Below are 11,519 nucleotides of genomic sequence, written 5' to 3' on the forward strand. Positions count from 1 at the left end.
CGGCGGCGAGTGCGCGTCGGGTTCGGCTCACGGTTCTCCTCGATGGATCAGTGGCGGCGCGCGTACATGCGGCGGACGAGGACGAGTAGGAACGGCGCACCGACGAGCGCCGTGAGGATGCCGATCGGCAACTCGCGCGGAGCCATCACGGTACGGGCGAGCGCGTCGGCCCATACCAGGAACAGCGCGCCGAGAAGCGCTGTCACGGGCAGCATGCGCGCGTGCACCGACCCGACGAGGCGGCGTGCCAGGTGGGGGATGACGAGTCCGACGAACCCGATGGCGCCGGCCGCGGCGACCACCGCGCCGGTGCACAGCGAGACGACGACGAGCAGTCCGACGCGCGTACGGTTCGGCGAGACGCCGAGCGTGTGCGCCGTCTCGTCGCCCGCGGCGAGGGCGTCGAGGCGGCGGCCGCTCCACACCAGTGCCGCGAACGTCACGGCTACGACGACGAGCACGATCGACAGGACCGCGTCCCAGCGTGCCAGGGCGAGCGAGCCGAGGAGCCAGAACGTCACCGACCGCGATCCTTCGGCCGAATCCGACGCGAAGATCAGCAGGCTCGTCGCCGCCGAGAGGGCGTAGCCGACGGCGATTCCCGACAGCAGCAGTCGCAGCGATGACACCATGCCACCGGCACGGGCGATCGCGAAGACGAGCAGCGCGGCGGCGAGGGCGCCGACGAAGGCGCTCACCGGCAAGGCGTACTCTCCCACGACCGCGCCGACGCCGAACAGGATCGCCCCGGCCGCGCCCGTCGACGCGCCGCCCGAGATGCCCAGCACATACGGATCGGCGAGCATATTGCGCACCATCGCCTGCAGCACGGCCCCGCACAGAGCCAGTCCAGCGCCGACGACGAGTCCGAGCAGCACGCGCGGGACTCGCACGTTCCACACGATCGCCTCTTCGGCGGCCGTCCAGGTCGGCTGCTCGGGAAAGCCGATGACGTGGTGGCCGACGATCCGCAGGATGATCTCGGGGGCGATCCCAACGGGGCCGATGCCCACGGCGACCATCGCCGAGCCGATGGCGGCGGCGGCCAACCCGAGCGTCCACAGCGTGGCGCGCATGCGTGAGCGCCGGGCGGCGTCGGCGAGAGTGACGGCCTTGCGCGAAGCGACCTCGTCGATCGTCACGGCAGTCCCCCCGATTCGGCCCCGCACGGTATGTGCGACGGTATCGCATGTAGGGGCGGCGCGGTGGAGATTCTCGGCCGTCGGTGTCGCCGAGTGCCACGATGAGAGGATGAGCGCTTCGGTCGGTCGGCACGATCACGAGCGGCTCCACTCGCGTGCGGCCGATGACGCCGTGCGCGCGGCCGTCGAGCGGCTGCGCCAACGAGGTGAGCGGGTGACGGCACCGCGCCGCGCGGTTCTCGAGGCGCTCGCCGGGCGATCCGACCATCTCACGGCCGACGAGGTGTCGCTGCTGCTGGAAAGAGCCGATGTCCATCGTGCGACGGTCTATCGCACGCTGGACATGCTCTCGGCCGCGGGCGTCGTCTCACACCGTCACACCGCAGGCGGCGCGACGCGGTACCACCTTGCGGCGGCTCCCGAAGGTGGGGAGCATCTCCACGGTCACTGCCGGGAATGCGGGACCGTCGCAGTGCTTCCCGCCGACGCACTCGCGGGCACGGCCGCGCGACTGCGCGAGGCCGCCGGCTTCCGGCTCGAGCCCGAGCAGAGCACGCTGGTGGGACTGTGCGCCGAGTGCGCGGCCCGCGCCGGGTGACGGATGTCGGCGCCGCGGTCTGCCGTGGCCCCGAGGCTGGGGCAGTCAGCCGCCGGAGCTCGGGGAGTCCTCGTCCTTGTCGGGGTCTTCCCCTTCGGCCTGGGACGGGTGACCGGTGGCTGTCTGCTCCGGCTGCTCCGGCATCCGGTCGGGGTCTTCTCCCTCGGCCTGACTCGGCTTGCCGCCGATCGACTCTGCGCCGGTGTCGCTCATGGTCGCTCCTTCGTCTGCGGATCGATGATGGTTCCGGTGGGCGCCGCGTCCTCCACGACGTGTCGTGCGCCCAGTCCGTCGGCGGTGGAGCGGCCGGCGTCGATCGCCTCCTCGCGGCTCGCGAAGCTGCGGGACAGGTCGGGCCTTCCTTCGACGTGGTTCTCCCACTGGCCGCGGTTGGACCGAGTGACGACGGTGTGCGGGCTGTCGGTCATGGCGTCCTCCGGTGCTGGATTCCGCTCCATGGTCACCGCAATGGCGATGTTCGTCGAGGGGGTTGACCCGGGTGCGCGCAGTGGTCGCGCGGAGTGCGTTCTAGACTGGATGCCGCCTGCCTCTGTAGCTCAATGGAAGAGCAGCTCCGTCCTAAGGAGAGGGTTGGGGGTTCGAGTCCCTCCAGGGGCATCACGCATCCTCGGCCTCCGACCGGCCGGGAACCCGTGCTCACGCACTGCCGGTGCTCGCGATGGATCGCGAACTCAGCCTCTTGCGGTGGAACCGGAGAGGTCCAGACGCCGCAGGAACGGCGCGATGCACGCGAGCGAGAGCACCATCACCAGGCCGACGGCGAGAATCAGCAGCCATGCTCCGCGCGGTGTGCTTGGTGGGTGCCGCGCGATCAGGGCCGGTGTCAGCGCGATTCCGACGATCAATGCGACCCACAGCGCGCCGAGGACGATCCTCAGCCACACCGGTCCGCGCTGCCCGGCCGCGACTCCGCCGAGCAGACCGATGACCACCACGCCGACCGCGCCGCCACCGAGCCCCGTCGTCAGGAGTGCGATGAGGGCTCCCGGTTCCAGCAGCGGGGCGATCGCGAGCGGGGTGGGTGCGAGCGCGAACCATGCGGACGGGCGGCCGTCGAGGCCGCGCCGCCATGCGACGGCGAGGAGGGCGCCCGAGAGGGCGCCGGGGAGGAGGATCGCGCCGAACGTGCCCCACCAGCTGAATGCGGACGACGGTCCGGCGAGTTCCACCATGTAGGCGCGCAGGGCCGCGGCCCAGGTCAGGCCGCCGAGCGCCCCGACGGCCGCCAGACCCCAGCCACCGCGCAGCAGGCCGACGACGCCCGGTACATGCGCCACCTTCGCGGGGACGGCATCCATTCCGTTCATGTGATCAGTGTGCTCCCCTCGGCGCGTGCGCGCTGGGGCCTGCACGGCGAGAAGGAACGACCGGACTTGCCGCCGCCGCCCGCTGTCAGGACTCGCGCGCTTCCACGCGTCGAGCGTCCGGAGGCTGCCCTCAGTGGCCGTTGCCGAGTCCGCCGCTGAGGCGGCCGTGGAACTTCGTGGTGGCGTCGTTCATGCCCTCGAAGGTGACGGTCTTGCCGAGGTGCTCGTACTTGGTCTGGATCGCGTCCAGCGCCGCGACCGTCGAGGCGTCCCAGACGTGTGAGCGCGACATGTCGATGACGATCTGCTCGGGGTCATGGCTGTACTCGAACAGCGTGGTGAGGTCGTTGCTCGACGCGAAGAAGAGCTCGCCGTCGACCGTGTATCGGGCGGTCTGCTGCGATTCGTCGACGTGTCGAGAGACGCTCACGAAGTGAGCGACGCGACGGGCGAAGAGGACCATGGCGGCGACGACGCCGACGCCGACGCCGATGGCGAGGTTGTGAGTCCAGACGGTGATCGCGACGGTGACGACCATGACGAGGGTTTCGCTCTTCGGCATCCGCTTGAGCGTGGAGAGGCGGATGCTGTGCCAGTCGAACGTGGCGACCGAGACGACGATCATCACGGCGACGAGGGCCGCCATGGGGATCACGGCCACGATGTCACCGAGGACGAGGACGAGGATGAGGAGGAAGATCCCGGCGAGGAACGTCGAGATCCGCGTGCGGGCGCCGGACGCCTTGACGTTGATCATCGTCTGCCCGATCATCGCGCAGCCTCCCATGCCGCCGAATGCGCCAGAGAGCACGTTCGCGACACCTTGGCCCAGCGCCTCGCGGGTCTTGCGCGAGTGGGTGTCGGTGATGTCGTCGACGAGCTTCGCCGTCATAAGCGACTCGAGGAGCCCGACCACGGCCATTGCAGAGGCGAAGGGGAAGATGATGCCGAGCGTCTCCCACGTGAGCGGGACATTGGGAATGAACAGTTCCGGCAGGCTCTCGGGAAGGTCGCCCTGGTCGCCGACGGTGGGGACGTTCAGTCCGAACACCACGGCGGCGGCGGTGAGCAGGGTGATGGCGACCAGCGGGGCGGGGACCACCCGGGTGACGAGCGGCATCAGGTACATGATCAGCAGCCCGACGACCACCAGGGGATAGACCAACCACGGCACGTCGATGAGCTGCGGGAACTGCGAGATGAAGATCAGGATCGCCAGGGCGTTGACGAACCCGACCATCACGCTGCGTGGAATGAACCGCATCAGCTTCGCCACACCGAGCACTGCCAGCACGACCTGGATGACGCCACCCAAGAGGACTGTCGCGATGAAGTAGTCCATCCCGTACTCGCGGGCTACGGGGGCGATGACGAGCGCGATGGCGCCGGTCGCCGCTGTGATCATCGCAGGGCGGCCGCCGAGGAAGGCGATGGCGACGGCCATCACGAAGGAGGAGAACAGGCCGAGGCGCGGGTCGACTCCTGCGATGATCGAGAAGGCGATCGCCTCGGGGATGAGAGCGATCGCGACGACGAGTCCCGCGAGCACCTCGCGGGTGAGGATGCGAGGGCTGCGGAGCGCCTGCAGCACGGTCGGTTCGATCCGGTAGCGGCTGGCAGGGTCTCGCGTCGGTACGACGGCGGTCATGGCGCTCCTTCGGGTCGGCGTGCGACAGGCTCGCGGGGAAGGGCGCACCATCGCGCCAAGGTCAGAGTCAGGGAAGCGGGAGAAGTCGGAGGGTCGCACCGAATCGTGCGTGACACATCGACACAGGAACTCTAACCTTCAGCGCCTGGACGCCATCAAGGAGGAAGCGCTCGAACGCCGCGACCGTCTCAGAGAGCAGCTCGTCGCGGCCGAGGAATTCGCCGCTCACCCTCAGGGACGCCGAGGCCGGCGGCCGCCGCTGACGTCGTCCCACACCTCGGTCAGCGCGGTTCCGAGGTCGGTATGCGCAAACGTGAACCCCGCGTTCGTCAGGACTTCGGGAGACACCCAGCGGCTCTTGAGGATGAGCTCGGACTCGGTGCGCAGCGCCCACATGCCGATCTCCAGCATCCATCGCATCGTCGGCATGCCGACGCGTGTGCCGACGATGCGTCGGAGCGTGCGCATCAGGGTCTGGTTGTCTGAGACGCCAGGCGCCACGATGTTGACCGGGCCGGTCAGTCGGTCGTCGTCGCGGATGAACCGGATCGCGGCCACGACGTCGTCGATGTGCACCCAGCTGAACTTCTGGCGACCGTGCGTGCGGTACCAGGGCGCGTGATCCGATCCGGTCGGGTGCGTTCCGATCCCTCGGTAGCGGCGATGCGGCGGACACCAGCCGTCGAACTGCGTGCCGCCGAGGCCCCACCGTGCGATGCCGAGCAGCATCCTCGCGGCAGGCCCGTCGCCGATGACGATGGCCGTGCGCAGCGCCGCACGCCGGGTGTGGGGGAGCGACCCGGCGAAGAACTCCCTCTCCCACGCGCGCGCGACATCCACCGAGAACCCGGTGCCGATCTCGCCGCTCGACTCGGTGTTGGCGCGATCCATCGAGTGCCGGTAGATCGTCGCCGTCGACGAGTTCAGCCATGCCCGGGGCGGGTCGTCGGCAGCCGCGATCGCGTCCCGAAGCGCCCGCGTCGTGCGGACGCGCGAGTCGAGGATCTCGTCTCGATTGCGGTCGTCGTAGCGACAGTTCACCGACTTGCCGGCGAAGTTGAGCACGATGTCGGCGCCGTCCACGGCACGCCGGAGGGCGTCGGAGTCATGCCAGCGAATGGGTTCGCCACGACCGACGAGACGCAGCTCGTACCCGTCCGCGGCGAACGCCCCGACGACCGCCCTCCCGATGAACCCGCTGGCGCCCGCGATCACCGCAACCGGCCGTCGACCTTCGCTCATGCCTCGACGGTACTACACTTCTGAACATGTTCAGAAAGCGAGCGGATGCCGAGAATCGGGGCCTGGAGGGGCAGTCGGTGTACGAACGAGTCCTCGGTGCACGCTTCTCCGGCCTCGACCCTCGGCTCCGCCGGTACTTCGGTCCGATCCCGGAAGGGTTCGAGGGCGTCGGCGAAGGGGTCTACGAGGACGCAGGGCTGCGTGCGCCACTGCTCAGGCCGCTGTTCGCGATGCTCGGCCGCGGGAACGTCGCATTCGCGGAGCACGGTGAAGACGTGCAATTCACCATTCGCAACACGCCTGGGCCGGGCGGCGTCCTCCACGGGGTGCGGGCGTTCGCCTTCCCGACCGCGACCCGGCGAATGTTCGACACCATGCGCGTCGTCCGAGGCCGGCTCATCGATCGGGTGGGCTCGCGCGGCCGAGTCGAGGTCGAACTCGACCTGGTGGTCTCCGAGGGACTCATGCGCATGCAGTCGCGCAGAGTCGCCCTCCGCGTCGGCGGTGTCCGGATGCCGCTTCCACGGCTCGTGACGCTCGTCATCGAAGAGCGCGCGTCGGCCAGCGACCAGGCCAGCCAGCATGTCGACGTCCGGATGACGACGCCGCTCCTCGGCGAGATCTACGGCTACCGCGGCTCGTTCACGTACTGGCTGCGGCCGGTGGCCGACGAGTCGCAGCGGCGCGGCATCCGCAAGACGAGACGAAGCTGATCCTGTCCGCCGCTCGCGAGCCGGGCGCCGGCACGACTCGCGTGGTCGCCGTCCTGCTGAGCTCGGGGAAGGTCCAGGGAAGGATCGGGCACGAGCATCGTCGGTGACCTGCAGCCCAGTCGGAAGGAGACCCGACATGCGCACCGCGCTCGCCCCGCACACCACCGGACCGCACGACGCCGACGACGTGCACCGCGAACGGCTCGACCCGTTCTGCCTCCCGGACGATCGCCTCGCCATCCTGCTGCGACGTGCCCCGTGGCGTCGTGTGGTCGTGCTGGGGGACTCGATCGCCGAGGGCCTGGGCGACCCGGCGCCGGGCTACCGCGACCAGTCGTGGGCTGAGCGCCTCGTGGGAGCGCTGGAATCGGCCGTCGGGCCGGTCGACTCGCTGAATTTCGGCCGGCGAGGACGCCGGGCGGGTGAGATCCTCGAGTACCAGGTGCCCCAGGCCGTGAGTTTCGATCCCGACCTGGTCGTCGTCACGGCGGGGGCCAACGACATCCTCCAACGGTCGTTCGAGCCGGCCCGGGTGATGGAGGAGATCGATCGCATCCTCGACCGGGTCACGTCGGGCGGCGCGCTCGCCGTCACGTTCGGCCTCTTCGATCTCTCCAGGGTGGCGGATCTGCCGGACGAGGCGCGCGACCGGTTGGGGCGGCGGATACGCGAGCTCAACGCCGTGACGGAACGCCTCGCCGCCCGGCACGACGCCGTGCACGTGGACTTCGAATCGCACCCCGCGCTGGATCGTTCGCTGTTCAGCTCGGACCTGATCCATCCCAACAGGCGGGGTCACGCCTACATCGCCTCGGATGTCGTGCGGGCGCTGTCTCTGCGCGCGTGAGCAAGCCCGTCCCATCCGACAGCCGCAACCACATCCTGCGGGCCGGCGAGCCGGCGTTCGCCGAACTGCTCGATACCGCGGAGCGGTTCGTCGCGAGCTGACAACGCGGCGGGGGCGACGAGGACGGGTCCTCGTCGCCCCCGGCGCCGGATCATGCCTCTGCTCGGATCGGCGCTGCGCCCGGCGGTGGCCGCAACATCCCTCGGCGACGCAGTCGTCCGGCGATGCGGGAGAGGAGCGTCGTGCGGGCAGGCGGCCCCAGGGGGTTTCCGTCCCAGCGCGGGTCCCCGTGCCGCCGCAGGTCGGCGTGCTGTCCGCGGATGATCTGGTCGACGACCATCGCCTCGATGGTGAGTGGGTGGTGCATGATGTCTCCTTCGGCTGCGAACGGTCGTCCGCTGTCGCAGAGAGGCTCTCGTGGCCTTCTTCCCTCGCCCTTCCCGCGCCGGGTATGTCGGAGGCGGCGTCCGCCCTCCGGGGAAGCTCGTGGGAAGGCCGTCATCCGACCCTGATCGCATGCCTTCCACCGTTGACACCGTGATCGTCGGGGCCGGCCAATCCGGGCTCGCCGTCAGCGCGCTCCTCTCCGCGCGCGGGCGCGACCACGTCGTTCTCGACCGCGGCGGCGCAGCGCACCGCTGGCGCGAGGAGCGATGGGACTCGCTGCGGCTGCTCACGCCGAACTGGCTCACGCGGCTTCCAGGCTGGAGCTATGACGGTCCGGACCTCGATGGGTACATGACCGCACGCGACGTCGCCGCGTGGCTGCAGCGGTATGCGGCATCTTCTCGGCGCCGATCGTCACGACGGAAGTGGAAGCGGTCACTCCCCGCCGGCGGGGTCCTCGTCGTCGTCGCGTCCGCGACCGGCGTGCAGCTTGCGGACGAGATGCTGCAGGACGGGCGTCGCGTGGTCATCGCCGTCGGAAGCCACTCGCGCCTTCCGCGGACCTACCGGGGCATGGACATCTTCTGGTGGCTCGACCGACTGGGCGCGCTGTTCCGCACGATCGGCGACCGGGCTCCCGGCCGTTCGCGCCGGGAACCCTCGCTGCAGCTGATCGGCGTCGCGCGCTCGGCTGTCGACCTCCTGGCGCTCCGCCGGCGCGGCGCTCGCCTGGTGGGGAGGATGCGGCGGATCGACGGCGACGTCGCGTATTTCGACGACCACCTCCCGGAACGCACCGCCGCGGCCGACGCGGTGATGACCCGGATCCTCGATGCCGCGGACGCGCACGTCGCCGCGGACCCGCTTCTGCTCGACCTGCGGGAGCTCACCGTGCAGTCCGATCAGTCGCGGCCGGACGGGTTCATCGCCGAGCCGGGGCCGGCGCAGCTGAGCCTTGGCCGTCACGGGATCACCTCGGTCCTGTTCGCGACGGGACTGCGACCGGACTACGACTGGCTGCGGGTTCCGGTCGTCGACGCGCACGGATACATCGAGCAGTGGAGAGGGACGACCAGGGCACCGGGGCTCCACGTGGTCGGCCAGCCGTTCCAGCACCGAAGGGACTCGACGTATATCGACGGCGCCCGGTGGAACGCCCAGGACGTCGTGGCCAGTCTGACCCGTCAGGGCGCCACGGCGATGCCGCGCCGGCAGCGCTCGGCATCGTGTTCGTGACCCGCGAGCGAGAAGAGATCCACGGCGGTGGCGACTTCTCGCTCCGCCGTCGCGCTGTCGCCCTCGGCGAGGGCGATGTGAGCACGCGCCTCGGCGAGCGCGGCGTGCCACGCGACGCGGTCGAACAACTCCGCCGAGTGCTCCGCCACCGCCAGATGTCGTCGGGCTGCGGCGACGTCGCCGTTGTCGGCGCAGGCGATCGCGGCGGGGACGGCGAGCATGACGTCGCACACGGCGCACCGATCGGTCTCCGCGATCGTCGCCAGAGCGCGGTCGACGACGGCACACGCGTCGGCCGGGGTCGGCGCCGCGGCGACCATCGTCCCGTACACCCGCTGCACCAGGTGCCGGCTCAGCACCGACCAGCGCGCCACCGGCAGGGCGCGCTGCAGGAGGCGGTACGCCGCGTCACGATCGCCGCGAGCGAGGTGTACCTCGGCGAGGCGCTGCATGCACGACGCCTCCCCGGCGGTCGCGCCGATCTCCCGATGAAGCTGGATGGCCTCCGCGAGGTCGCGCTCCGCCTGCGCCAGATCGCCCTTGAGGAGCGCGGCCTCGCCGATGAGCGCGGTGGCGAACGCGACGCCCCGCAGTGCTCCCGCCCGCTGGGCGACATCGCGAAGCCTCTCGGCGTCGGCGATGAGCTCGTCGTACGGAACCTGTCCGTAGAGGACGAACTCGGCCACGCACAGGTGAGCGTCGAAGACGCTCGTGGCCAGCGACTGGCGGCCCGCCGTGCGGCGCAGCTCCAGCTGGAACCGGTCGAACCACTCGCCGCGCTGGTGTGCGATGAGCCCCTGGAGCGTCACCAGGTCGAGCGTCTGCCAGCCGGCGTCGCCCAGGTCCACGCGATCCCGCGCCTGGCCGGCGATACGCAAGGCCGAGTCGACGTCGCCGGCGAAGTACGCCACAGTGCCCTGCGCTAGGAGGATGGCGGCGTCGGCGGCATCTCCCTCCGGCTCGAGCCCAGCCAGGGCCGCGCGGGCTGTGTCGAGGTCTCCGGCCAACGCGAGCACCCGGCTGAGCCGGGCCCGCAGCAGCCGGCGCTCGGTGCCGGTGGCGACGGCGACCGCGGCACGATAGGCATCGACGGCGTCCGGCGATCCCATCGCCAGGAGCAGATCCGCGCGGCGGGCGAGCAGACGCGCCCGCTCGGGCGGACCGGCATGGTCGATGACCTGGTCGACGAGGCTCAGAGCGTCGTGGTAGGCGCCGAGGGCACCCGCCGTCTCCACGGCGCGGAGTACGAAGGGCACCGCGTGCGATGGCTGGGAGGCGTCGACGAAGAGCTGTGCGACTCGCGCGGGAGAGGCTTGCGAGCGACCGAGCCGGGTCGCGACCTCGTAGCGCTCGGCGGCCAGGTCGTGTGACGGGATCCCCTGCACGATCGCGTCGCGGACCATCGGATGACGGAAGCGGTATCCGACCTCAGCCGGTTCGACGATCATGGCGGCGATCGCCTGGCCGAGCTGCGAATGGCCGACGTCGGTGCCGGCATCCGACATCGCCAAAAACTCGTCCGTGCTGAACGCGTTGGCGAGCATCGCCACTCGGCGCACGGTCCTCAGCGTGTCCGCCGGGAGAGGCGGGACCAATCCGCCGGGCCCCTCCGCGCTCTCGCGGCGAGCCAGCTCCAGTGCCGTGAAGGGGATGCCGCCGCTCGCAGCGGCGACGGCGCTGACGGTGCCCGGCGAGAGGGCAGGGAAGGAGTCCGCGAGCATCTGCTCGACAGCCGCGACGGGGAGCGGGGTCACGTCGATCAGGGCTCGCTCGTCGCCGCTGACCATGCTCTCGACGATCTCCGCCGGGCGACCGCGCAGCGGGCGACCGGCGAGCACGACGAGTGTGGCGTTCTCGCGCGCGCAGCGGCCGAGATAGTGCAGCAGCCGCAGCGAGGCATCGTCGGCTTCGTGGATGTCGTCGATGATGACGACGAGTCCCGTGCCTTCCGAGGCGATCCGGACGAGCTCGCCGGTCGCGACGAACAGGCGCGGGTGCGCTGCCTCGCCGGTCCAGGGGAGATCCGCAGCCAGCAGTGCACGCTCGATCTCGGCCCGGAGCGGGTCGGGCAGCCCGTCGAGGAGCGCCGGGTGCGCTCGGCACAAGCCGGCCAGTGCGCCCAGGACCGGGCCATACGGCCATTGCCCTTCGACGGAGGATGCTGCCCACCGCGCGACCCGGAACCCCTCGCGGGACGCGATACCGGCAGTCAGCTCCAGCAGCGCCGTCTTGCCCACACCGGCGGGCCCACGCAGCACGACCACCCCGCCGCGGCCCTCTGCGGCTTGACCGAGGCTGCTCCGGATCCGATCGCCGATGCTCCTGCGGGCCACCAGGCGGAGCCGCGGTGCGCTCGCCGGCGGCGCAGGACGGGACCG

12 protein-coding genes and 1 tRNA gene are annotated in these 11,519 nt (G+C 70.7%); 5 read left to right on the forward strand and 8 right to left on the reverse strand.

Annotated elements, in window-relative coordinates; all coding sequences use genetic code 11:
• Positions 1-47: 47 nt before the first annotated feature.
• The gene (locus EIO58_RS06295) at positions 48-1,142 is read right to left on the reverse strand and encodes a FecCD family ABC transporter permease (protein ID WP_240658609.1); all 1,095 of its coding nucleotides are present in this window, start codon (positions 1,140-1,142) and stop codon (positions 48-50) included.
• A 109-nt stretch (positions 1,143-1,251) separates the two neighbouring features.
• On the opposite strand from EIO58_RS06295, the gene EIO58_RS06300 reads away from it, so the two are divergent.
• On the forward strand, positions 1,252-1,740 hold the full coding sequence (locus tag EIO58_RS06300; RefSeq protein WP_127818798.1) for a Fur family transcriptional regulator: 489 nt from the start codon (positions 1,252-1,254) through the stop codon (positions 1,738-1,740).
• A gap of 45 nt (positions 1,741-1,785) precedes the next feature.
• Here the strand turns inward: EIO58_RS06300 and EIO58_RS18660 are convergent, their stop codons facing one another.
• The gene (locus EIO58_RS18660) at positions 1,786-1,953 is read right to left on the reverse strand and encodes a hypothetical protein (protein ID WP_164861555.1); all 168 of its coding nucleotides are present in this window, start codon (positions 1,951-1,953) and stop codon (positions 1,786-1,788) included.
• The gene (locus tag EIO58_RS06305; RefSeq protein WP_164861556.1) at positions 1,950-2,168 is read right to left on the reverse strand and encodes a DUF2188 domain-containing protein; all 219 of its coding nucleotides are present in this window, start codon (positions 2,166-2,168) and stop codon (positions 1,950-1,952) included. The genes EIO58_RS18660 and EIO58_RS06305 overlap by 4 nt, the downstream gene beginning before the upstream one ends.
• Before the next feature lie 118 nt (positions 2,169-2,286).
• On the opposite strand from EIO58_RS06305, the gene EIO58_RS06310 reads away from it, so the two are divergent.
• A tRNA-Arg gene (locus EIO58_RS06310) sits at positions 2,287-2,358 on the forward strand.
• A gap of 74 nt (positions 2,359-2,432) precedes the next feature.
• Here EIO58_RS06310 and EIO58_RS06315 read toward each other — a convergent pair.
• The 3 genes from EIO58_RS06315 to EIO58_RS06325 all read right to left on the reverse strand — a co-directional run bounded on the left by EIO58_RS06315 (position 2,433) and on the right by EIO58_RS06325 (position 5,958).
• Positions 2,433-3,068 (reverse strand): hypothetical protein, encoded by a 636-nt coding sequence (locus EIO58_RS06315; protein ID WP_127818800.1) that lies wholly within the window; start codon positions 3,066-3,068, stop codon positions 2,433-2,435.
• A gap of 130 nt (positions 3,069-3,198) precedes the next feature.
• Entirely contained in the window at positions 3,199-4,716 is a 1,518-nt protein-coding gene (locus EIO58_RS06320) for a SulP family inorganic anion transporter (protein ID WP_127818801.1), read from the reverse strand.
• A 231-nt stretch (positions 4,717-4,947) separates the two neighbouring features.
• Positions 4,948-5,958 (reverse strand): epimerase, encoded by a 1,011-nt coding sequence (locus EIO58_RS06325; RefSeq protein WP_127818802.1) that lies wholly within the window; start codon positions 5,956-5,958, stop codon positions 4,948-4,950.
• A gap of 26 nt (positions 5,959-5,984) precedes the next feature.
• On the opposite strand from EIO58_RS06325, the gene EIO58_RS06330 reads away from it, so the two are divergent.
• Both EIO58_RS06330 and EIO58_RS06335 read left to right on the forward strand, forming a co-directional pair.
• The gene (locus EIO58_RS06330) at positions 5,985-6,671 is read left to right on the forward strand and encodes a DUF4166 domain-containing protein (RefSeq protein ID WP_127818803.1); all 687 of its coding nucleotides are present in this window, start codon (positions 5,985-5,987) and stop codon (positions 6,669-6,671) included.
• A gap of 136 nt (positions 6,672-6,807) precedes the next feature.
• Entirely contained in the window at positions 6,808-7,518 is a 711-nt protein-coding gene (locus EIO58_RS06335) for an SGNH/GDSL hydrolase family protein (RefSeq protein ID WP_127818804.1), read from the forward strand.
• Between the two features lie 151 nt (positions 7,519-7,669).
• On the opposite strand, the gene EIO58_RS06340 is transcribed toward EIO58_RS06335, so the two are convergent.
• Positions 7,670-7,885: a hypothetical protein gene (locus tag EIO58_RS06340; protein ID WP_127818805.1), complete on the reverse strand. Its 216-nt coding sequence runs from the start codon at positions 7,883-7,885 to the stop codon at positions 7,670-7,672.
• Positions 7,886-8,034: 149 nt separating this feature from the next.
• Between EIO58_RS06340 and EIO58_RS06345 the strand changes: the two genes are divergently transcribed.
• A complete protein-coding gene (locus tag EIO58_RS06345) occupies positions 8,035-9,141 on the forward strand; it encodes a pyridine nucleotide-disulfide oxidoreductase (RefSeq protein ID WP_127818806.1) in 1,107 nt (368 codons plus the stop codon).
• Here EIO58_RS06345 and EIO58_RS06350 read toward each other — a convergent pair.
• Positions 9,090-11,519: ATP-binding protein (locus tag EIO58_RS06350; protein ID WP_127818807.1), on the reverse strand; the 2,430-nt coding region annotated here is incomplete at its 5' end. The two genes, EIO58_RS06345 and EIO58_RS06350, sit on opposite strands and share 52 nt — an antisense overlap.

This window comes from Microbacterium sp. CPCC 204701 (genome assembly GCF_004010105.1).
Classification (GTDB): Bacteria; Actinomycetota; Actinomycetes; order Actinomycetales; family Microbacteriaceae; genus Microbacterium.

Coding starts and splice junctions, on each gene's coding strand:
- EIO58_RS06300 (WP_127818798.1), top strand. CDS start 1,252: ATGAGCGCTTCGGTCGGTCGGCACGATCACGAGCGGCTCCACTCGCGT.
- EIO58_RS06340 (WP_127818805.1), bottom strand. CDS start 7,885: ATGCACCACCCACTCACCATCGAGGCGATGGTCGTCGACCAGATCATC.
- EIO58_RS06320 (WP_127818801.1), bottom strand. CDS start 4,716: ATGACCGCCGTCGTACCGACGCGAGACCCTGCCAGCCGCTACCGGATC.
- EIO58_RS06305 (WP_164861556.1), bottom strand. CDS start 2,168: ATGACCGACAGCCCGCACACCGTCGTCACTCGGTCCAACCGCGGCCAG.
- EIO58_RS06315 (WP_127818800.1), bottom strand. CDS start 3,068: ATGAACGGAATGGATGCCGTCCCCGCGAAGGTGGCGCATGTACCGGGC.
- EIO58_RS18660 (WP_164861555.1), bottom strand. CDS start 1,953: ATGAGCGACACCGGCGCAGAGTCGATCGGCGGCAAGCCGAGTCAGGCC.
- EIO58_RS06335 (WP_127818804.1), top strand. CDS start 6,808: ATGCGCACCGCGCTCGCCCCGCACACCACCGGACCGCACGACGCCGAC.
- EIO58_RS06330 (WP_127818803.1), top strand. CDS start 5,985: ATGTTCAGAAAGCGAGCGGATGCCGAGAATCGGGGCCTGGAGGGGCAG.
- EIO58_RS06345 (WP_127818806.1), top strand. CDS start 8,035: ATGCCTTCCACCGTTGACACCGTGATCGTCGGGGCCGGCCAATCCGGG.
- EIO58_RS06325 (WP_127818802.1), bottom strand. CDS start 5,958: ATGAGCGAAGGTCGACGGCCGGTTGCGGTGATCGCGGGCGCCAGCGGG.